Raw genomic sequence first — 21,529 nt, 5'->3', positions numbered from 1 at the left:
GCTCTTTATGATGTTGAAGGCTATCAATCCATCAAAACAGCTTCAGTGGCTCCTCGTTCAGCGCAGCCATCTGCTCGCGCAGTGCCAGTATGTGGTCGCCCCAGTAACGTTCGGTGCCGAACCACGGAAAGCTGTGAGGGAAAGCCGGATCGTCCCAGCGACGCGCCAGCCAGGCGCTGTAGTGCATCAAACGCAGCGCGCGCAATGGCTCGATGAGAGCCAGCTCGCGAGGATCGAAATCGTGGAATTCGTTGTAGCCGTCCATCAACTCGGATAACTGACCCAGGCGTTCCTGACGATCGCCAGCCAGCATCATCCAGATGTCCTGAACGGCCGGGCCAAGACGGCAATCATCGAGATCGACGATGTGGAACATCTCGTCGCGGCACATCATGTTGCCAGGGTGGCAGTCGCCATGCATGCGGATATTGGTGTGCGGCGTGGCGGAGTAGACGTCTTCGACACGCTTGAGCAGGTCACGGGCTACCGACTCGTAAGCCGGAAGCAGGCCACGCGGGATGCAGTCGTTTTCCAGCAGGTAATTGACTGAATCGTTGCCGAAGTTCTTTACGCCCAGTGCTTCTCGATGTGCGAACGGTTTGGTCGAGCCGACTGCATGAAGGCGCCCCAACAACTGGCCGAGACGATACAGCTGGTCAAGATTGCCCGGCTCTGGCGCGCGTCCACCGCGGCGCGGGAACAGCGTGAAGCGAAAGCCGGCGTGTTCGAACAGGGTTTCGCCGTTATGCACCATCGGCGCAACAACCGGCACTTCGACCTCGACCAGTTCTGCAGTGAAGCTGTGTTCTTCGAGGATGGCTTCGTTGGTCCAGCGCTGTGGGCGGTAGAACTTGGCGATCAGCGGCTGGCCGTCTTCGATACCGACCTGATACACGCGGTTTTCGTAACTGTTGAGCGCCAGGATGCGGGCGTCGCTGAGAAAACCGATGCTTTCGACAGCATCCAGGACCAGATCGGGAGTAAGTGTTGCAAACGGGTGAGCCATGACTACTCCTGCGCGCAGCAGGTTGCCGCGTCGGACCGGTGATGGTAACGCAGACCGGTCCCGCTTCGCCAAACCCATCGGATTAAAGTGCTCAAGGGTCGGACTGTCACTAAACGGTCATCCCTCGTTCGCCATTCAGCCATGTTGAGCGCATAGAGTCGCCGTCAATGAGATCGATCTCAAGCGAGCGACAATGACTGATCTGAAAGAGGTTGCAAGCCTGGCCGGCGTTTCCCGGGCCACCGCTGCACGTGCGTTTGCCAGCCCTGATGTGGTGCGTTCCGAAACCCGTGACCGAGTATTCGCCGCAGCCCGTACGCTGGGTTTTCGCCCTAACCGGCTGGGCAGACAGTTGCGTCTGCAAACCACCAACCTGATCGGCGTCGTGGTGCCTAACCTGCTCAATCCAGTGTTTGCCGAACAATTTCAGGCCATGGAGCGAGCGGCCCGGGCGCGCGGCTATACCTTGTTGCTGGCTACCACCGACTACAGCGCCGAGCGGGAAAGCGCCGTGGTTGAAGAGCTGCTGCGCCAGCGAGTCGACGGCCTGGTGCTGACCGTAACCGACGCCGAGCACAATCGTGTTCTGGAAAGTCTGGCCAGTGAGGACGCTCCGTTCGTGCTGGCCTATCACCAGGCCGGCAATGTGGATTACAGCGCTGTGTCTGTGGATAACCGCGCAGGCATGGCGCTGGCGACCCAATACCTGATCGACGCTGGCCATCAGCGTATCGCCATGGTTGCAGGCCCGGTCATGCAGTCCGACCGCGCCCGCCTGCGCTATGAAGGCTATCGCGATGCCATGAACGAAGGTGGCCTTGAGGCGCGCCCCGTGATTGAAATGCCGGATCACACCCGCGCCGACTTTGCAGCGCTCGAGCCCTTGTTGCGCAGTCAAGGCGCACCGAGCGCCCTGGTCTGCTCCAACGATCTGCTGGCCATCAGTCTGATTGCCGAATTGCGACGCAATGGCTGGGGCGTTCCCGAACGCCTGTCGGTCATCGGCTTCGACGGCATTGCGCTGGGCACCCAGATGCACCCGACGCTGTGCAGTGTGGTGCAGCCCATCGCCGAGCTCGCCCACCTGCTCATCGACCAACTGCTGGCCCGGATTGCCGGGTCGGCAGCGGTTTCTCATTGTCTGCCGTGCCACATCCGGCCCGGCGAAAGCACCCAGCCCTACCAGGAGATGCTTCATGCTCAGCCTCAGTAAAACCCTTGCGGCACTGCTGTTATGCGGTGCGGCCAGCCTCGCCCAGGCCGCCGAAACCGCCATCTGCTACAACTGCCCACCTGAATGGGCTGACTGGGGGACTCAGCTAAAGGCCATTGCCGACAGCACGGGTGTTCAAGTGCCGCTGGACAACAAGAACTCCGGGCAGGCGCTGGCGCAGATTGTCGCCGAGCAGGCAGCCCCGGTCGCCGACGTGGTGTATTACGGCGTGACTTTCGGCCTGCAGGCGCAAAAAGCGGGTGTGGTCGATACCTATAAACCCAAGCACTGGGACGACATTCCAGCCGGTTTGAAAGACCCGCAAGGGCACTGGTTCGCCATTCACTCAGGCACCCTCGGCATCATGGTCAACGTCGATGCACTGGGCGGTCTGCCAGTGCCGCAGAGCTGGGCTGATCTGCTGAAACCCGAATACAAGGGCATGGTCGGTTACCTTGATCCTTCCAGCGCCTTCGTCGGCTACGTTTCCGCTGTAGCGATCAATCAGGCGATGGGCGGCACCCTGGATAACTTCGGTCCGGCCATCGATTTCTTCCAGAAACTGGCGAAGAACTCGCCCATCGTGCCCAAGCAAACTGCCTATGCCCGCGTGCTGTCCGGCGAGCTGCCGATTCTGGTCGACTACGACTTCAACGCTTACCGCGCCCGCTACAAGGACAAGGCCAACGTCGCCTTCGTGATCCCCAAAGAAGGCACCATCGGTGTGCCTTACGTGATGAGCATGGTCGCCAAGGCGCCGCATCGCGCCAACGCCGAGAAGGTGCTGGATTTCGTGTTGTCCGATGAAGGGCAGGCACTGTGGGCCAAGGCCTATCTTCGCCCGGTGCGCTCGACGATGCCGGCCGACGTGGCTGCGCAGTTCCTGCCGGACAGTGATTATGCCCGCGCCGGCGTGGTGGATTACCAGCACATGGCAGCCGTGCAGGAAGCCTTCGCCGCTCGTTATCTGCGTGAGGTGAAGTAATGTCAGCCTCGTCGGGACAAGCGCCGGCTTTGCGCAAGGGCGGATTTCTCAGGCTGCGGCTACGCCCGACCGCTGCGGTGGCGCTGGCCCCGGCGATGGCGGTATTGCTGGCCTTCTGGCTGCTGCCACTGACCCACCTGATCATGCTCGGTACGCAAGATCCGGATGGCAATGGCAGCGGTTACTGGCAGGTATTGAGCAGCGCTCAGTACCTCGGCAGCCTGCTGCAAACCTGCGTGCTGGCGCTGGTGGTGACGCTGGCGGCATTGCTGGTCGGTGGCATCAGCGGAGTGTTTCTGGCCCGCAACCACTTCTTCGGACGCTCTGCACTGGTGGCGTTGCTGACCTTTCCACTGGCGTTTCCCGGCGTGGTGGTCGGCTTTCTGGTGATTCTGCTGGCCGGTCGACAAGGGATCTTCGCTGCCCTCGGTCTGGAGCTGGCCGGTGAACGATGGGTGTTTGCCTATTCCCTCACCGGGCTGTTCATCGGCTACCTTTATTTCTCTATACCGCGTGTGATCCTCACCGTCATGGCTGCCTGCGAAAGCCTGGACCGGAGTCTTGAAGAGGCTGCTCATTCGCTGGGTGCCGGTCATTGGCGTGTGGTGTGCGACGTGATCATTCCTGGGCTGACACCTGCATTGGTGTCCTGCGGTGCAATTTGCTTCGCCACCTCGATGGGCGCATTCGGCACTGCTTTCACCTTGGGCACGCGCTTGAACGTTACCCCGGTGGCGATCTACAACGTGTTCACCAATTACGCCAATTTCACCGTGGCTGCCGCGCTGTCGGTGATCCTTGGGCTGGTGACCTGGGCGGTGCTGTTGCTGGCCCGCCGCATGGTCGGCAAGTCGGGAGTCGCCCTGTGAAACGTTCGCCATTGTTTGCTGCGCAGCTGGCCTTCACGCTGTTGGTCTGCGCATTCATGCTGGTGCCGGTCGTGCTGTCGCTGCTGGCCGGCCTGACCCGCAATTATTTTCTCGGACTGTCGAGCGGCCTGACCTTCGACTGGCTGATACAGGTCTGGCAGGCCTATTCGCCGACCGTCTGGCTGTCGCTGCAACTAGCTGTGGCCTGTGCGATTTGCGTATGCGTGGTCGGTGTTCCGGCGGCGTATGCGCTGGTGCGCATGAACAATCGCTTCAGCCGTGCGTTTGAAGAGCTGATGGTCCTGCCGGTCGCCATGCCCGGTCTGGCAAGTGCTTTGGCGTTGTTGCTGACCTACGGCCAGTTCGGCAGCTTTCGCAGCAGCTGGCTGTTCATTCTGGTCGGCCATGTGCTGTTTACGTTGCCGTTTCTGGTACGACCGGTCATGGCCGTCATGCAGCGTCAACAATTGCCGGTGCTCGAGGAGGCTGCTGCCAGCCTGGGTGCCGGACCGATCAAGCGCTTCTTCAGCGTGGTGGTGCCTAACTGCAGGGCCGGGATTCTTGCCGGCGTGCTGATGGTCGTCACCCTGTCGCTGGGTGAATTCAACCTGACCTGGATGCTGCACACGCCGATGACCAAGACCCTGCCGGTCGGTCTGGCCGACAGCTACGCCTCGGCCCGGCTGGAAGTTGCCAGCGCCTACACCCTTCTTTTTCTGTTGCTGATTGTGCCGCTGCTGATTGCGTTGCAGGCCATCAGCGCGCGTCTTGCCCGTGGAGAGAGCCGATGAGCGGAACCACCATTCGCCTGAAGGGCTGCCGCAAGGCATTTGCCGATGGCACCGTTGCTGTACAGGATCTGCACCTGACCATCGAGCCCGGCGAAACGCTGGCGATTCTCGGCCCGTCCGGTTGCGGCAAAACCACCACCTTGCGGTTGATCGCCGGCCTTGAACGCCTGGATGTCGGTCAGGTGCTGTTCGATGATCAGGACGTCACCCGGCTGCCTATCGAGCGACGCGATGTCGGCATGGTGTTTCAGAATTACGCGCTGTTTCCGAACCTTGATGTGGCAGGCAACATTGTCTATGGCCTGAAGATTCGAGGGCTGTCGGCTGCCGAGCGCAATAAACGTTGTGATGAGTTGCTGGAGCTGGTCGGCCTGACCGGTCATGGCAATCGTCGCGTCAACGAGCTGTCTGGCGGCCAGCGGCAACGGGTCGCGCTGGCCCGTGCCCTCGCGCCGCGTCCTCGGGTGCTGTTGCTTGACGAACCGCTTGCCGCGCTGGACGCGCAGTTGCGTGAGCGCCTGCGTAGCGAGCTTGATCAGTTGCTGCGCGGGCTGGGTATTACGTCGGTCTTCGTCACCCACGATCAGGGCGAAGCGATGGCGTTGGGCGACCGGATTCTGGTTATGGAAAAAGGCTGTGTGTCGCAGCTGGCGACACCGAGGGAAATCTATCAACAACCCGCCAACGCATTTGTCGCCGGGTTTGTCGGCAATCTGAACGCATTCAGCGTGGTCGAGCGCACATCTGGCGGTCTCAAGGTAAGCGGCGGCGAGCTGCCGTGGCGCGGTGCCGATGTGCCGTCTACAGTCTACTGCCGTCCCGAGCACTTGCAGCCGATGTCAGGCGGCGGGCAGCTTCATGGGCGTCTGGTCGGGCAGTTTTTTCAGGGGGCGCAAAGCCGTTTGCTGGTGGATGTGGGCGCAGCTCAGCCGTTGCTGGTGGACAGCACCGACAACGTAATTTATGCCGCACATGCTGTCATCGCCCTGAGCGTCGAACCGCAAATGCTGTTCACACTGCATTCGTGAAACCGTTTTCTGTCGAGAGATTATTGTGAACCGTTCGTTTCTTATTGCTCAGATCAGCGACCTGCACCTGAAAGCCGATGGTCGTCTGACCTACGGCGTGGTCGATACGCTGGGGGCGTTACGCCGCGCCGTCGCTCATATCAACGCCAGCAAACAGCGGCCTGACATAGTCGTGATCAGCGGTGACCTTGTGGACTTCGGTCGTGAGGATGAATATGCCGTGCTGAAGCCAGAGCTTGAGCGTCTGCAAATGCCGTTCTACCTGGTGCCTGGCAATCACGACAACCGGGAGAACCTGCTGGCTGCGTTTGCCGACCAGGTGTATCTGCCCTTTTCGGCCAGCGGGCCTCTGGACTGGGTGGTGGAACAGTATCCAGTACGCCTGATCGGAATGGACACCACGATTCCCGGCGAACATGGCGGGCAACTGGATTACTGCCAACTGGACTGGCTGCATGCCCAACTGTCGCGACGCCCTTATGTGCCGACCTTGATCATTCTGCATCACCCGCCGTTTATTACCGGGATTGGCCACATGGACCGCGAACCCTTCGGCAATGCGTCGGCGCTGGAGCGTGTGATCGCGCAGCATCCGCAGGTAGAGCGCCTGTTGTGTGGCCATCTGCATCGACCGATGCAGCGCCGTTTTGGTGGCAGTTTGGCGAGTATCTGTCCCGGCACCTCGCACCAGATCGTGCTGGACCTGGATGAGGCCGCTCCTGCACATTTCAACCTTGAACCGGCAGGCTACGTACTGCACCGCTGGGTTCCCGAGCAAGGTTTGGTGAGCCACAACGCGGTGTTCGGCGACTATGAAGGACCGTATCCGTTTTACGATGTGAACGGGCTGATCGATTGACGTCCGAGTGATGATCGCTCCCACAAAGGCCCTATCTCCTGAGAGTTCGGGCCTTGCATGTAAGGCAGAGCGCTTTGCGTGCTCCTTGCTCAGCGCTCCGCCGATCAGGCGCCGATAACGCCGCCGTCTTCACGCGTGATCACCATCACCGATGAGCGTGGCTTGCCATTGGGCAGGTGTTCGGGGAAGGTGGAGCCACCGTTTTCGCCAGGGTGCTGGATGCCGATGAACATTGTCTTGTAGTCAGGCGCAAAGCTGATTCCGGTGATTTCGCAGCCGACCGGGCCGACCAGAAAACGACGAATCTCGCCGCTGGCCGGGTCTGCGCAAAGCATCTGGTTGTTGCCCATTCCTGCGAAGTCGCCCTTGTTGCTGGAGTCTCCGTCGGTCTGGATCCACAGGCGACCTGCCTGGTCGAAGCTCAAGCCATCCGGGCTGTTGAACATGTTTTGCGGGTTGATGTTGCTCGACCCGGCCTGGGGTGTTCCAGCATGCACGGCAGGGTTGCCCGCCACCACAAACAGATCCCACTCGAAGTCCATCGCCGAAGGATTGCTGTCTTCTTCGCTCCAGCGCAGGATCTGCCCGTACTGGTTTTTGGCGCGCGGGTTCGGCCCGCCGACAGGCTGCCCCTCGTCACCACGCTTGATGTTGTTGGTCAGGGTGCAATAGACCTGGCCGTCCTTGGGGCTGACCACGATCCATTCCGGGCGGTCCATGCGTGTGGCCTGGACGACGCTGGCGGCCAGACGCGCATGAATCAACACTTCTGCCTGATTATTGAAGCCGGCGGCTGCGTCCAGTCCATTTTTGCCGTGAGTCAGTTCGAGCCACTGGCCTTTACCTTTCGGATGATCCGGATTGCTATCGCCCGCGTCGAACTGCGCCACGTACAAGGTGCCGTGGTCCAGCAGATTCCGATTGGCTTTCGGGTCCTGGTGATCGATCTTGTCGCGGCTGATGAACTTGTAGATGAATTCGCCACGCTCGTCATCGCCCATGTACACCACAGCGCGCCCACCCTTGGTTTGCGTGAAGGCAGCGTTTTCGTGCTTGAAGCGTCCGAGTGCAGTGCGCTTGACCGGTGTCGATTTGGGGTCGAACGGGTCGATCTCGACCACCCAGCCGTGGCGGTTCACTTCATTGGGATTTTTCGCGATATCGAAGCGCGGATCGTGCGGGTGCCAGTTGATCTCCTTGCTGGCGGCCACGACGCCGTAGCGCTTCATGCCTGCGTCGAACTTCTGCTCGGGGTTGCTGCTGCCAAAGCAATCAGTGAAGTTCTCCTCGCACGTCAGGTAGGTGCCCCACGGCGTCTGACCGCTGGAGCAGTTCTGAAAGGTCCCCAAAGCGTGTGTGCCGGTCTTGTCGGCGTCGGTCTTGAGCCAGTCGTGACCGGCTGCGGGGCCGCTCAGGTCGATCGGGGTATTGCCATGCACGCGACGGTTGTAGTGCGAGTCCTGGACGAACTGCCATTTGCCGTCTTTCTGCCGCACCTCGATTATTGAAACGCCTTCTGCAGCGAGTGCCTTCTGCACTTCTTCAGCCGATTGCGGCTCTTTGCCGTGATCGAAGAGGTAACGGTAGTTGGTGTATTCGTTGTTGATCGCCATCAGGGCGCGATCAGTGTGCCCCGGCATAGGGAACAGGAACATACCGTCGTTGTTGTCGCCGAATTGCTCTTCCTGAGCCTTGGCAGTGCCCTTGCCGCTTGGATCGAAGGCCGGGCCGCCCACGTGCAGCGGCTGGCCCCAACTGATCAGAACGGATGACGTGTAGCCTTTTGGCAAGCTGATGCTGTCGGCGGTTGCGGCAGCGATGCTGTCAAAACCCAGCAAGGCGCCGGACGCTGCCTTGACGCTGTCTGCCAGCACGGTGCGGCTCAGCAGGTTGCCGCCCAGAAACATCGCAGCACCGCACAACGCCCCGGCGCTGATGAAACCTCGGCGGGTAAGGCCGGCCTTGGTAGTGGCGACCATGCTTTCCAGATCGGTGGTCTGATTTTCTTCTAATAGTTTCATCATCACGGCTCCCTCGAATATGGCAGCCACCTTAGTGGGCACATATGACGAAATTGTGTCGCAGTGATGACGCGCCTGGGCTTACAGCGGTATACCCAGCAGCACGAACGAAGCTGCGAATCTTGCCTGCACGCTGGCGCCGGTTTTCAACTGCTGCGCGTGCAGCTGCGAAGGTGTCGCGAGGGCGCACAGCGTCTGGCCGCTGGGCAATGCGATGCGCACTTCGCTGGGGCCGTTTTCGGCGTCGATGACGCTTTCGATATGACCGGTCAAGCAATTGTTTCCATTTGTTTCTTCGGCGCCCGGCGCGTGTAATTCCAGCCATCCCGCCTTGATCAGTGCAACAGCGTCCGTGCCGATTTCCAGGCCCAGACTCAGCGTGCTGTCGTGCGTCACCTGCGCATCGATAAACACCTCATCGGCCAATTGCAGGCGCACCTGATCGTTATGCCCTTGCTGAGTGATGCTCACGATCCGCCCCAGCAACTGGTTGCGCGCGCTGGTGCGCAGGGTCAGGCGATTGAGCAGGTCGAGGTCGCTACTGTGTTCGGCAGCCTCCAGCACCTGAGCCTGCAAGGCTTGCACCCGCTGATACAGACGCAGCACTCGCTCGCCCTCGACCGACAGTCTGGCGCCGCCACCGCCACGCCCGCCGACATTGCGCTCTACCAGTGGTTTTTGCGCCAGGTTGTTGAGTTCGTCGATGGCGTCCCAGGCGGCCTTGTAACTCAAGCCTGCGCTTTTCGCGGCACGGGTGATCGAACCCTGTTCGGCAATATGCTGCAACAGCGCAATGCGTTGCGGGCGACGGACCATGTATTGCGTGAGCAAGGGGGGCAGGGACATGGTGATCCGGGCGGGTTGGGGAAGAGAGGGCAGTATGATCGTTCTTGTGCGTGACGTCGAAAGCCGGACGCGGAGCGTCCAGAAGGGCGTTACCACGCTGGAGCGTGGGAACGATAATCGCCAGACTTACCTGAGTCACCTACTACCTGGCTTGGGTGTTCTTGCCAGGCAGTAGACGTCCACCCGTCGCGCACCGGCGTCGTTCAATAGGCGAGCAATAACCTCTGCCGTCGAGCCGGTGGTCAGGACGTCGTCGACCAATGCAAGGTGCTTGTCTCGCACCCAGTCGGCATCAATCAGGGTGAAGGCGCCGTGCAGGTTCTGCTTGCGGGTTTTGGCGTCCAGGCCTTGTTGCGCTGCGGTCTCCCGGCTGCGCAGCAGATGGTGTTCGTCGACAGGCAATTGCAGCTTTTTGCCCAGCCATCCAGCGAGCATTGCCGCCTGGTTGTAGCCGCGCTGACGCAGGCGTTTGACGGCTAAAGGCACTGGCAAGAGGTAATCCGGGCGCGGCACACCTTCATCGAAGCGGTGCTGAAGAAATTGCCCGCACAGGTCGGCCAGTAAATGCCCCATCGGCAACTTGCCGTTGTGTTTGAAGCGGGTGATCAGGCTGTCGACCGGAAAGTCATACCGCCACGGCGCGATAACCTGGCTGAAGGCCGGCGGACGCTTGCTACAAAGGCCGCAGCTCAGGCCGGCGCCGGGCAAGGGCAGTGCGCAACACTCGCATTGCGCGCCAAGCCAAGGCAACTCGGCTTCGCAGGGCACACAGATGGGGGTTGGCACCTCGCTGCGTTCATCGCACAACAGGCAGATTTGTTTGTTTTTTAACCAGATGTAAACCTGATGGTAGTGCCTGGGTTGACACTGCATGGCTCTTCCTTAAATATGCCCGACATCCGTGTTGCGTGTGTGGTCTTTTTCGCCCCTCGCGCATTGCCCAGAAATACCAAGGAGCCGCCCGATGAGCGCCAGCACCACCGCCACTTTGCGTCACGACTGGACTTTAGCCGAGGTCAGGGCGTTGTTTGTACAGCCATTCAATGACTTGCTGTTTCAGGCGCAAACGGTGCATCGCGCTCACTTCGACGCCAACCGTGTTCAAGTCTCCACCCTGTTGTCGATCAAGACCGGCGCCTGCCCTGAAGACTGCAAGTACTGCCCGCAGTCCGGTCATTACAACACCGGGCTTGAAAAGGAAAAACTGCTGGAAGTGCAGAAGGTCCTCGAAGAAGCCGCGCGTGCCAAGGCCATCGGTTCGACCCGTTTCTGCATGGGCGCAGCCTGGAAACATCCGTCTGCCAAAGACATGCCGTATGTGCTGGAAATGGTCAAAGGCGTTAAGGCAATGGGCCTGGAAACCTGCATGACCCTGGGCCGTCTCGACCAGGAGCAGACCGAGGCGTTGGCCACCGCAGGGCTGGATTACTACAACCACAACCTGGACACCTCGCCGGAATTTTACGGCAGCATCATTACCACCCGTACATATGGCGAGCGCCTGCAAACCCTTGCTTATGTTCGCGATGCGGGAGTGAAGATTTGCTCTGGCGGCATTTTGGGCATGGGCGAGTCGCTTGATGACCGCGCCGGTTTACTGATCCAGCTGGCCAATCTGCCGGAGCATCCGGAGTCTGTGCCGATCAACATGCTGGTCAAGGTCGCTGGTACGCCGCTGGAAAACGCTGAAGACGTCGACCCTTTCGACTTCATTCGCATGCTGGCCGTGGCGCGTATTCTGATGCCCAAATCCCACGTGCGCCTGTCTGCCGGCCGCGAAGCGATGAACGAACAAATGCAAGCCTTGGCGTTTTTTGCTGGCGCCAACTCGATTTTCTACGGTGACAAACTGCTGACCACCGCCAACCCGCAAGCCGACAAAGACATGCTGCTGTTCTCGCGCTTGGGCATCAAGCCTGAAGCGGGCGAGGGGCATGCCGACGAAGTGCATCAGGCTGCCATCGAGCAGGCGCTGGTCGAGCAGCAAAGCAGTTCGATGTTTTACGACGCAGCTTCTGCCTGACGCCTGAAACGGGCCGGTCTTTATCGGCCCGTTTTGAATAGCTACCTTCCGGACCGGGGCCTGCATGTCTTTCGATCTCCGCACACGCCTTGATGCCCGTCGCGCGCAGCATCTGTATCGTCAGCGCCCGCTGCTGCAAAGCCCGCAAGGCCCGCAGGTCATCGTCGATGGTCAGCCGCTGCTGGCGTTCTGCAACAACGATTACATGGGCCTCGCCAATCATCCCGACGTGATCGCCGCATGGCAGTCAGGCGCCGAGCGCTGGGGCGTGGGTGGCGGCGCGTCGCATCTGGTAATCGGCCATAGCGCACCGCATCACGAACTGGAAGAAGCCCTTGCCGACCTGACCGGACGACCGCGCGCGCTGCTGTTCTCCAACGGTTACATGGCTAACCTCGGTGCAGTGACGGCCCTGGTCGGGCAGGGTGATACCGTACTGGAAGACCGCCTCAATCACGCTTCGCTGCTGGATGCAGGTTTGCTCAGCGGCGCACGGTTTTCCCGCTATCTGCACAACGACGTCAACAGCCTGAGCTCGCGGCTGGAAAAATCCGTCGGCGATACGCTGGTGGTGACCGACGGCGTGTTCAGCATGGATGGTGACATCGCCGACCTGCCTGCGCTCGCAAAGGCTGCAAAGGCCCGCGGCGCCTGGCTGATGGTCGACGACGCGCATGGTTTCGGGTCGCTGGGCGCGAACGGGGCGGGCATTGTCGAGCATTTCGGCTTGAGTATGGATGATGTGCCGGTGCTGGTCGGCACGCTCGGCAAGTCGTTCGGCACCTCTGGCGCATTTGTGGCAGGCAGTGAAGAGCTGATCGAAACCCTGATCCAGTTTGCCCGGCCTTACATCTACACCACCAGTCAACCGCCTGCGCTGGCCTGCGCGACGCTGAAAAGCCTGCAACTGCTGCGCACCGAGCACTGGCGTCGCGAGCATCTGGCCCGTCTGATTCAGCAATTTCGGCGCGGTGCCGAGCAGCTCGGCCTGCAACTGATGGACAGCTTCACGCCGATCCAGCCGATCATGATCGGCGACGCCGGTCGCGCGCTGCGCTTGTCGCAGTTGCTGCGAGAGCGTGGCTTGCTGGTGACCGCCATACGCCCACCCACTGTGCCTGCCGGCAGTGCCCGGCTGCGCGTGACGTTATCTGCTGCCCACAGCGAGGCGGACGTGCAACTGTTATTAGAGGCGCTGGAGCAGTGCTACCCGCTGCTGGATGCACGTCAATCTACGGAGCCTGTGCATGCGTGATCGTCTGATTCTATTGCCGGGCTGGGGCCTTGGTGTGTCTCCTCTGCAACCGCTTGCCGACGCATTGTGCGGGCTGGACGAGCGTTTGCGAGTCGAGATCGAGCCACTGCCGGACATCGACAGCTGCGATCTGTCGGACTGGCTCGACGAACTGGACAGCAACCTGCCGGATGATGCCTGGCTGGGCGGATGGTCGTTGGGCGGTATGCTGGCTGCCGAGCTGGCAGCGCGGCGTGGTGAGGGTTGCTGCGGCTTGTTGACCCTGGCCAGCAATGCCTGTTTCGTTACTCGCGGCGCATGGCCGAATGCGATGCCTGCACTGGATTTCGATGTGTTTCTGGCAGGCTGTTGCGCAGACCCGGAGGCGACGCTCAAGCGCTTCAGCCTGTTGTGTACACAAGGTGCAGAAGACCCTCGCGGTCTGGCGCGCCTGCTCAAGGCCGGTGCGCCGTACACTTCGAGTACCGCGCTGGTCGATGGCCTGAAAATACTTCAACAACTGGATACCCGCAGCGCGCTGCAAACCTATCGTGGGCCGCAATTGCACTTGTTCGCCGGGCTGGATGCCTTCGTGCCAGCCGAGGCCGCAGGTGATCTGCTGGCCTTGTTGCCGGATGTAGAAGTAGGCGTCATCGAGCAAGCCAGTCACGCGTTTCTTCTGGAAAACCCTCATGGGGTGGCGGCGGCAATCCAGGCTTTTCTACATGAGTCGGGCGATGACTGATCTTTCCCATCCCAAGCCGCCCTCTGTGCTGCCCGATAAGCGCCAGGTCGCGGCGTCTTTCTCCCGGGCAGCGGGCAGCTACGACAGCGTCGCTGAATTGCAGCGTAGCGTCGGCAACCATTTGCTGACCTGTCTTCCTGCCGGATTCACGCCTGCGCGCTGGCTGGACCTTGGCTGTGGCACCGGTTATTTCAGCCGGGCGCTGGGGCAAGCGTTCAATAGCAGCGAAGGCATCGCGCTGGATATCGCCGAAGGTATGTTGCGTCACGCACAGCCGCTTGGTGGAGCAGAGCATTTTATTGCGGGGGATGCCGAGCATCTGCCGTTGCGCGATCAAAGCTGCGGGCTGATTTTCTCCAGCCTCGCCGTCCAGTGGTGTGCTGATTTCAAGGCTGTGCTGAGTGAGGCTCATCGTGTATTGCAGCCCGGCGGCGTGTTTGCCTTTGCCAGCCTGTGCGTGGGCACGCTGTATGAGCTGCGCGACAGTTGGCAAGCGGTTGACGGCCAGGTGCATGTGAATCGCTTCCGTCGCGAGGATGACTACCGCCAGCTGTGTGCCGCCAGTGGTCTGCGGGTGCGCAGCCTGGACGTTCGCCCACACGTGTTGCACTACCCGGATGTGCGCAGCCTGACCCACGAGTTGAAGGCCCTCGGAGCGCACAATCTCAATCCGGGGCGACCCAGCGGCCTGACTGGACGCGAGCGAATGCTGGGCATGGTCAAGGCCTATGAGCGCTTTCGCCTGGAGGCGGGGCTGCCTGCCACGTATCAAGTGGTGTACGCGGTGCTGGAAAAAGCTGATGGCTGAGTGTGATGAAGGAAAGGTTTCCAGGATGAGTGTTGCTTATTTTGTAACCGGAACAGACACCGATGCGGGTAAAACCACAGTGGCAGCGGGTCTGCTGTGCGCTGCCCGGCTGAGTGGCCTGAGTACGGCTGCGGGCAAGCCTGTCGCGTCCGGCTGTGTGAAGAGCGCGCAGGGGCTGCGCAATTCCGACGCGCTGGCGTTGCAGGCCGAGTGTTCGCTTGCGCTGGATTACGATGAGGTCAACCCGCTGGCGCTGGAGCCAGCGATTGCTCCACATCTGGCCGCACGCGAGGCGGGCGTTACACTGACCGTTGATTCCTTGTTAACGCCGATGCGCCACATTCTCGATAAACAGGCTGACTTCACCTTGATTGAAGGTGCAGGTGGCTGGCGTGTTCCGCTGGATGGGCAGAGCAATCTTTCCGATCTGGCCATTGCGTTGGGTTTGCCGGTAATTCTGGTGGTGGGCGTGCGTCTGGGCTGTATCAATCATGCCGTACTGACCGCCGAAGCCATTGCCCGCGACGGTCTGCATCTCGCGGGCTGGGTGGCTAATATCATCGACCCTGAGACGGCGCGGCTTGAGGAAAACCTTGTCACGCTGGTCGAGCGCTTGCCCGCTCCGTGCCTGGGGCGTGTCCCTCGTCTGGACACGGCCAGCGCCGAAAACGTGGCGCTATATCTTGATATCGGGAGGCTCTGCTGACAGCGTTGCTATGTTCCTGACAGACAAGGGTCTTTTCCGATTTCAAGGCTCAGTCTATCGTGAGGCCTAGTGCCATTAGTCTGTTTGTCGAGTATTCCTGAGCAAATGCTGGTTCAATGCAGATGTTCATTTTTTTGAACTGAGGATCGGCTTATGCAAATCACCATGAACAACACCCTCTACCCAGGCTTGAGCGCCATGCAGGTCGGGCAGGGACGTGTGGATCAGGCGGCCACCCAGATCGCCAGCATCAATGTCGAAGTGGCGGGCCGAAGCCAGTCATCGGACTTCCAGCTCGAAAACCTTCGTTCTGTTGATCGCAGCCAGCGCTCGGATCTGCCTGGCAATATTGTCGAGCTCGCAGCAGGCAAAAATCAGTTCGAGGCCGGCCTTGCAGCTCAAAGAGCAAGCAACGAAGCGCTCGGTACGCTGATCGACACTTACGCTTAATATTCCGCTCAAAGAACCCGCGTGGTACCTACACCGCGCGGCGTCATCGGCTGAATCCCCCGCTATCACCAAGCTGTATCGCCTGCGCTGTTCTCTTCGCCCCAACTAACCTCTCGTTACGCTTTTTTCTGCGCCGCATGCCTGTGCCTGCGCGGTCGGTCAATGCCTTGGACGAATGGTGCGTGGTTCGCTATTGACAAGGTTTAGGCGTAAACGTATGTTTCAAACACCTGTTTGACCGCAAGGCATGCGAGATTGTCTGGTGCTTGAGGCTCTGTTCTCGGCGACCGTCCGGTCATTCGTTCCAGGATTCATCAGCAGAGGTTTATCGCTATGCCTGACTACAAGGCCCCCTTGCGTGATATTCGTTTCGTCCGCGACGAGCTGCTCGGTTATGAAGCGCACTATCAAAGCCTGCCCGCTTGCCACGACGCCACGCCGGACATGGTCGACGCCATTCTTGAAGAGGGCGCCAAGTTCTGTGAGCAGGTGCTGGCCCCGCTGAACCGCGTGGGTGATACCGAAGGCTGCACCTGGAGCGAGTCGGGCGTGAAGACGCCGTCCGGTTTCAAGCAGGCCTACAAGCAGTTTGTCGAGGGCGGCTGGCCGAGTCTGGCACACGATCTGGCGCACGGTGGCCAGGGTCTGCCGGAGTCTCTCGGTCTTGCAGTCAGCGAGATGGTCGGCGAAGCCAACTGGTCGTGGGGAATGTACCCGGGGCTGTCTCATGGCGCGATGAACACGATCTCGGAGCACGGCACCCCCGAGCAGCAGGAGGCCTATCTGACCAAGCTGGTGTCCGGCGAATGGACCGGCACCATGTGCCTGACCGAGTCGCATTGCGGCACCGACCTGGGCATGTTGCGCACCAGGGCCGAGCCACAGGCGGACGGCACCTATAAGGTCACCGGCACCAAGATCTTCATTTCCGCCGGTGAGCACGACATGGCCGATAACATCGTCCACATCGTGCTGGCCCGTCTGCCGGATGCACCGGCTGGCACCAAAGGCATTTCGTTGTTCATCGTGCCCAAGTTCATCTCGGCTGCCGATGGCGGCATCGGCGAGCGCAACGCAGTCAATTGCGGTTCGATCGAACACAAGATGGGCATCCACGGCAACGCAACCTGCGTGATGAACTTCGACGGTGCTACCGGCTACCTGATCGGCCCGCCGAACAAGGGCCTGAACTGCATGTTCACGTTCATGAACACCGCGCGTCTGGGCACCGCCTTGCAAGGCCTGGCGCATGCCGAAGTGGCTTTTCAGGGCGGCCTGAAATACGCCCGTGACCGTCTGCAAATGCGTTCCCTGACCGGCCCGAAAGCGCCGGAAAAGTCGGCTGACCCGATCATCGTCCACCCTGACGTGCGGCGCATGCTGCTGACCATGAAAGCCTTCGCCGAGGGCACCCGCGCGATGGTGTACTTCACCGCCAAGCAGGTCGACATCGTCAAGTACAGCGAAGACCCCGAGCAGAAGAAAGCCGCCGACGCGCTGCTGGCGTTCATGACGCCGATTGCCAAGGCATTCATGACTGAAGTGGGCTTTGAAGCCGCCAACCATGGCGTGCAGATCTACGGTGGTCACGGCTTCATCGCCGAGTGGGGCATGGAACAGAACGTTCGCGACAGCCGTATTTCGATGCTGTACGAAGGCACCACGGGTATCCAGGCACTCGATTTGCTGGGCCGCAAGGTGCTGATGACCCAAGGCGAAGCACTGAAGGGTTTCACCAAAATCGTACACAAGTTCTGCCAGGGCAATGAAGGCAACGAAGCCGTTCAGGAATTCGTCACCCCGTTGGCTGCGCTGAACAAGGAGTGGGGCGACCTGACTCTGAAAGTGGGCATGGCTGCAATGAAGGACCGTGAAGAAGTGGGCGCTGCTTCGGTGGATTACATCATGTATTCCGGTTATGCCTGCCTGGCGTACTTCTGGGCCGACATGGCGCGTCTGGCCGCCGAGAAGCTCGCAGCCGGTACGTCGGACGAGGCGTTCTACCGCGCCAAGATCCAGACTGCACGCTTCTACTTCCAGCGCATCCTGCCGCGCACCCGTACCCACGTTGCCGCCATCCTGTCGGGCGCCGGTAACCTGATGGACATGAAGGAAGAAGACTTCGGTCTGGCTTACTGAGCCCTCCGTCAGTCAACCAAGCCGCCTGATCGCTGATCAGGCGGCTTTTTTTTGGGCTGCGTTTGTAGCGGCTAATGCGACTCAGCGGACTCGTTCCACGGGCTCCTTTGTGGGAACGCTCTGCGTGCGGTCTTGAGTTGTGGTGCGGCGCAGAGGTGCGGCGGTAGAGCGCCAAGAAGCGCGTTAGAGGATCACGCAATAAACATTTCCACTCTCCTGCCGTTACAGAAGTAGCTCGTTTGTTGATCCTGCTGAATGCATTGTTCGCCGGATGAAGGCACAATGACATCGATTCGTCCTTGGGCAGGAGATTGTTTTTTGTTGCGTCCATCAGCTGCACGCCTGAGTCATTTTCTGCCCTCACTGGCATTGCTGGTGGCGGGGCTTGCGGCTGCGTATGTAAAGGACCTGAACGTCTTCTTCACCTCTCTGTTCAATGTGCTGCCCACTCTGGTTCTGCTGTTGGGCGGTGCGTATTGCTGTGTCTATCGTCGGCAGCGCGAGCTGTTCCTGATGCTCACCGTCTACATCGCCTATTACCTGCTTGACACCCAGACCGACTTCTACCGCGACAACGGCAAGGTCCGTGACGATGCCGCAGTCATCTTCCATCTGGTGTGCCTGCTGTTGCCGGTGCTGTTCGGGCTTTACGCGGCGTGGGAGGAACGCACTCATCTGTTTCAGGACATGGTCGCGCGTCTCGCGGTAATGGTGGCCCTGGGCGGCGTGGCAGTGGGGCTTGAGCAAAGTTATCCGGTCGAACTGCAAGCCTGGCTGGCGGACATCCGCTGGCCTGCATTGCATGGCTCGTGGATGAGTCTGATCCAGTTGTCCTACGCGATGTTTCTAATGTCGTTCGCGGTGCTGATCTGGCAGTACCTGGAAAAACCGCGACCGCTGCACGCCGCGCAGATCGTCGGTCTGCTGGGGCTGTTCTGGGCGCTGCCCAAGACCTTCATTCTGCCGTTCACGCTGAATATTCTTTGCAGTCAGGTCATGCTGATGATTGCTGCTGCCGTCGCTCACGAGGCTTATCAGATGGCCTTCCGCGACGAACTCACGGGGCTGCCAGGCCGTCGGGCACTCAATGAGCGCATGCAGCGTCTGGGGCGCAATTATGTTCTGGCAATGAGCGACGTCGATCACTTCAAGAAATTCAACGACACACATGGTCACGATGTAGGAGATCAGGTGTTGCGGCTGGTGGCCAGCAAACTGTCGAAAATCACCAATGGCGGCGGCAAGGCCTATCGCTATGGCGGGGAAGAGTTCGCCATTGTCTTTGCGGCCAAAACCATTGAGGAGTGCCTGCCGCACCTGGAAGCCATTCGCGAAGCCATTGCCACTTACGAGATCCAGTTGCGCAACAAGGACAGCCGTCCTCAGGACGATCAGCAAGGCCGCCAGCGACGCAGCGGTGCTCAGGCAGGCAGTGTGTCGGTAACGGTCAGTATCGGTGTTGCCGAACGCCAACCCGAACATCGCACGCCCGAAGAGGTGCTCAAATGCGCTGACCAGGCGCTTTACGCGGCCAAGGGGGCGGGGCGCAACTGTGTCGTCTCCCATGAACACCTGAATCGACGCGGCGCCGTGCGTACTCCGAGTGCAACCAACTGATCAACACCTTATAAAGCCGTGACCTGTTATGACCATCGAGTCATGACACGACCCTATGTGTCTGAAATGTTGTTCGGGTAGACTCGTGAAACCCGGTAGCTGATCGTCATGTTTGCACGCATCGACCAGCCTCCCACTGTTTCTCGTTACGTGTTCACGAGGTTTGCCATGGCTGACTACAAAGCGCCACTGCGCGATATGCGCTTCGTCCTCAATGAAGTGTTCGAGGTCTCCAGACTCTGGGCACAGCTGCCCGAGCTGGCTGAAACAGTCGACGCGGAAACGGTCGACGCCATTCTCGAAGAAGCCGGCAAAGTCACCAGCAAGACCATTGCCCCGCTGAGCCGCAACGGCGACGAGGAGGGCTGTCACTGGAATGACACCGTCGTGACTACGCCGGCGGGGTATCCGCAAGCCTATCGGACCTATGCCGAAGGTGGCTGGGTCGGCGTTGGCGGAAACCCCGCGTTCGGCGGCATGGGCATGCCCAAGGTGGTCTCGGCTCAGGTCGAGGAAATGATCAACTCCGCCAGTCTTGCCTTTGGTCTGTACGCGATGTTGACCTCCGGGGCGTGCGTGTCGATCGACACCCATGCCACCGAAGCACTCAAGGCCAAATTCCTGCCCAACATGTATTCGGGCGCCTGGGCCGGCTCCATGTGCCTGACCGAGGCACATGCAGGCACAGACCTCGGCATGATCCGCACCAGAGCCGAGCCACAAGCGGACGGCACCTACACGATCACCGGCAGCAAGATTTTCATTACAGGTGGTGAACACGACCTGACCGAGAACATCATCCATCTCGTGCTGGCCAAGCTGCCTGACGCTCCGGCTGGCCCTAAAGGTATCTCGTTGTTTCTGGTGCCCAAGTTCATGGTGGGTGACGATGGCAGCGTCGGTTCGCGCAACACCGTCAGTTGTGGCTCCATCGAACACAAGATGGGTATTCAGGCGTCTGCGACCTGCGTGATGAACTTCGACGACGCCGTCGGTTACCTGATCGGTGAGCCCAACAAGGGCCTGGCGGCAATGTTCACCATGATGAATTACGAGCGTCTCGGTGTGGGCATTCAAGGCCTGGCGTCTGGCGTGCAGTCTTATCAGAACGCTGTCGAATACGCCCTTGATCGCCTGCAGAGCCGTGCGCCGACCGGCGCGCAAAACAAGGAAAAAGCTGCTGACCCGATCATCGTCCACCCGGATGTGCGACGCATGCTGCTGACGATGAAGGCGTTCAACGAAGGTGGTCGGGCGTTCTCCAGCTATGTTGCCCTGCAACTGGATATCGCCAAGTTCAGCCCGGACGAAGTTGCGCGCAAGCGTGCCGACGATCTGGTGGCGCTGCTGACTCCGGTCGCCAAAGCCTTTTTGAGCGATATCGGCTTGGAAACCACGGTCCACGGCCAGCAGGTATTCGGCGGTCACGGTTATATTCGGGAATGGGGGCAGGAGCAACTGGTGCGCGATGTGCGCATCACGCAGATCTACGAAGGCACCAACGGCATCCAGGCGCTGGACTTGGTCGGTCGCAAGATTGTCGGGTCGAACGGCGCGTTCTATCAGGTCTTCTCGGATGAAGTGCGTCAGTTCATCGATAGCTCCGAGAGCTCGCTCGGCGAGTTTGTCCGGCCTTTGACGTCTGCGCTGAACATGCTGGACGAGCTGACCGCCTGGGTGCTGGACCGCTCGCGCAGTAACCCCAATGAAATCGGCGCCGCGTCTGTCGAATACCTGCATCTGTTCGGCTACACCGCCTACGCCTACATGTGGGCAATGATGGCCAAGGCAGCCTTGGGTAAAGAACAGCAGGAAGCGTTTTACGCGAGCAAACTGGGCACCGCACGCTTCTATTTTGCGCGCCTGCTGCCGCGTATTCATTCGCTCGATGCATCGGTACGTGCAGGCAGCGACTCCCTGTTTCTGCTGGAAGCATCACAATTCTGACTGAGAAATGAGTGTAAGCATTTGCTTACACTACGTGTCGCCAATTAGCCTCTTCCCACGAAAGGGATCCAAAGTTAATCTTTGTTCATGGACGTAGCGCAGGACGCGCAACAAGACATAACAGGGACACGTAGGGAAGCCTGCCAGGACGGTGGGGTGAAAAGGAAATCAGGGAAACAGTCTGGAAAACCTCGCTTCGGCGGGGTTTTCTTTGTCTGCGTTTTATAGGCTGGCGCAGGCTT

The 21,529-nt window shown here is 60.1% G+C and carries 19 protein-coding genes; 15 read left to right on the top strand and 4 right to left on the bottom strand.

Going from position 1 to position 21,529, the window contains the following annotated elements; translation table 11 throughout:
- Nucleotides 1–31 precede the first annotated feature (31 nt).
- Nucleotides 32–1,006, bottom strand: coding sequence for a serine/threonine protein kinase (locus POR16_RS23105; RefSeq protein WP_005896463.1), 975 nt, complete (start codon nucleotides 1,004–1,006; stop codon nucleotides 32–34).
- Nucleotides 1,007–1,199: 193 nt separating this feature from the next.
- Between POR16_RS23105 and POR16_RS23100 the strand changes: the two genes are divergently transcribed.
- The 6 genes from POR16_RS23100 to POR16_RS23075 are packed head-to-tail and all read left to right on the top strand — an operon-like array spanning nucleotide 1,200 to nucleotide 6,751.
- On the top strand, nucleotides 1,200–2,219 hold the full coding sequence (locus POR16_RS23100; RefSeq protein WP_005896465.1) for a LacI family DNA-binding transcriptional regulator: 1,020 nt from the start codon (nucleotides 1,200–1,202) through the stop codon (nucleotides 2,217–2,219).
- The gene (locus POR16_RS23095; protein ID WP_005896467.1) at nucleotides 2,203–3,204 is read left to right on the top strand and encodes an ABC transporter substrate-binding protein; all 1,002 of its coding nucleotides are present in this window, start codon (nucleotides 2,203–2,205) and stop codon (nucleotides 3,202–3,204) included. Before POR16_RS23100 ends, POR16_RS23095 begins: the two co-directional genes overlap by 17 nt.
- Complete coding sequence (locus POR16_RS23090) at nucleotides 3,204–4,073, top strand: ABC transporter permease (RefSeq protein ID WP_005896469.1); 870 nt, start codon at nucleotides 3,204–3,206, stop codon at nucleotides 4,071–4,073. Before POR16_RS23095 ends, POR16_RS23090 begins: the two co-directional genes overlap by 1 nt.
- Nucleotides 4,070–4,864 (top strand): ABC transporter permease, encoded by a 795-nt coding sequence (locus POR16_RS23085; protein WP_024689721.1) that lies wholly within the window; start codon nucleotides 4,070–4,072, stop codon nucleotides 4,862–4,864. Before POR16_RS23090 ends, POR16_RS23085 begins: the two co-directional genes overlap by 4 nt.
- Nucleotides 4,861–5,892: an ABC transporter ATP-binding protein gene (locus POR16_RS23080; RefSeq protein ID WP_024669196.1), complete on the top strand. Its 1,032-nt coding sequence runs from the start codon at nucleotides 4,861–4,863 to the stop codon at nucleotides 5,890–5,892. The genes POR16_RS23085 and POR16_RS23080 overlap by 4 nt, the downstream gene beginning before the upstream one ends.
- A gap of 25 nt (nucleotides 5,893–5,917) precedes the next feature.
- Nucleotides 5,918–6,751 (top strand): phosphodiesterase, encoded by an 834-nt coding sequence (locus tag POR16_RS23075; RefSeq protein ID WP_005896476.1) that lies wholly within the window; start codon nucleotides 5,918–5,920, stop codon nucleotides 6,749–6,751.
- Nucleotides 6,752–6,855: 104 nt separating this feature from the next.
- Here the strand turns inward: POR16_RS23075 and POR16_RS23070 are convergent, their stop codons facing one another.
- From POR16_RS23070 to POR16_RS23060, 3 genes are all read right to left on the bottom strand, one after another.
- Nucleotides 6,856–8,772 (bottom strand): PhoX family protein, encoded by a 1,917-nt coding sequence (locus POR16_RS23070; protein ID WP_024669198.1) that lies wholly within the window; start codon nucleotides 8,770–8,772, stop codon nucleotides 6,856–6,858.
- A gap of 81 nt (nucleotides 8,773–8,853) precedes the next feature.
- Nucleotides 8,854–9,618, bottom strand: coding sequence for a TOBE domain-containing protein (locus tag POR16_RS23065; protein WP_005896482.1), 765 nt, complete (start codon nucleotides 9,616–9,618; stop codon nucleotides 8,854–8,856).
- A gap of 135 nt (nucleotides 9,619–9,753) precedes the next feature.
- Nucleotides 9,754–10,491: a ComF family protein gene (locus POR16_RS23060; RefSeq protein ID WP_005896484.1), complete on the bottom strand. Its 738-nt coding sequence runs from the start codon at nucleotides 10,489–10,491 to the stop codon at nucleotides 9,754–9,756.
- A gap of 91 nt (nucleotides 10,492–10,582) precedes the next feature.
- Here POR16_RS23060 and bioB point away from each other — a divergent pair, with 91 nt between their 5' ends.
- From bioB to POR16_RS23015, 9 genes are all read left to right on the top strand, one after another.
- Nucleotides 10,583–11,641: a biotin synthase BioB gene (gene bioB / locus POR16_RS23055; RefSeq protein ID WP_005896486.1), complete on the top strand. Its 1,059-nt coding sequence runs from the start codon at nucleotides 10,583–10,585 to the stop codon at nucleotides 11,639–11,641.
- 64 nt (nucleotides 11,642–11,705) lie between these two features.
- Nucleotides 11,706–12,896: an 8-amino-7-oxononanoate synthase gene (gene bioF / locus POR16_RS23050; RefSeq protein WP_005896487.1), complete on the top strand. Its 1,191-nt coding sequence runs from the start codon at nucleotides 11,706–11,708 to the stop codon at nucleotides 12,894–12,896.
- Nucleotides 12,889–13,620, top strand: coding sequence for an alpha/beta fold hydrolase (locus POR16_RS23045; protein WP_005896489.1), 732 nt, complete (start codon nucleotides 12,889–12,891; stop codon nucleotides 13,618–13,620). Before bioF ends, POR16_RS23045 begins: the two co-directional genes overlap by 8 nt.
- Nucleotides 13,613–14,428 (top strand): malonyl-ACP O-methyltransferase BioC, encoded by an 816-nt coding sequence (gene bioC, locus POR16_RS23040; RefSeq protein WP_005896490.1) that lies wholly within the window; start codon nucleotides 13,613–13,615, stop codon nucleotides 14,426–14,428. Before POR16_RS23045 ends, bioC begins: the two co-directional genes overlap by 8 nt.
- Nucleotides 14,429–14,453: 25 nt before the next feature.
- On the top strand, nucleotides 14,454–15,134 hold the full coding sequence (bioD, locus tag POR16_RS23035; RefSeq protein WP_005896492.1) for a dethiobiotin synthase: 681 nt from the start codon (nucleotides 14,454–14,456) through the stop codon (nucleotides 15,132–15,134).
- 153 nt (nucleotides 15,135–15,287) lie between these two features.
- Entirely contained in the window at nucleotides 15,288–15,584 is a 297-nt protein-coding gene (locus POR16_RS23030; RefSeq protein WP_005896494.1) for a hypothetical protein, read from the top strand.
- 333 nt (nucleotides 15,585–15,917) lie between these two features.
- The gene (locus POR16_RS23025; protein ID WP_005896496.1) at nucleotides 15,918–17,723 is read left to right on the top strand and encodes a phenylacyl-CoA dehydrogenase; all 1,806 of its coding nucleotides are present in this window, start codon (nucleotides 15,918–15,920) and stop codon (nucleotides 17,721–17,723) included.
- A 318-nt stretch (nucleotides 17,724–18,041) separates the two neighbouring features.
- Nucleotides 18,042–19,340, top strand: a complete 1,299-nt coding sequence (locus tag POR16_RS23020; RefSeq protein ID WP_005896500.1) for a GGDEF domain-containing protein — start codon at nucleotides 18,042–18,044, stop codon at nucleotides 19,338–19,340.
- A 168-nt stretch (nucleotides 19,341–19,508) separates the two neighbouring features.
- Nucleotides 19,509–21,287, top strand: a complete 1,779-nt coding sequence (locus POR16_RS23015; RefSeq protein WP_005896502.1) for an acyl-CoA dehydrogenase C-terminal domain-containing protein — start codon at nucleotides 19,509–19,511, stop codon at nucleotides 21,285–21,287.
- The last annotated feature ends 242 nt before the right edge of the window (nucleotides 21,288–21,529 follow it).

Origin of the sequence: Pseudomonas coronafaciens pv. oryzae str. 1_6 (assembly GCF_000156995.2) — a bacterium.
Lineage (GTDB): Bacteria > Pseudomonadota > Gammaproteobacteria > Pseudomonadales > Pseudomonadaceae > Aquipseudomonas > Aquipseudomonas tremae.
Note: the sequence above shows the minus strand (reverse complement) of the source record. Positions and strands in the feature narration are given on the sequence as shown.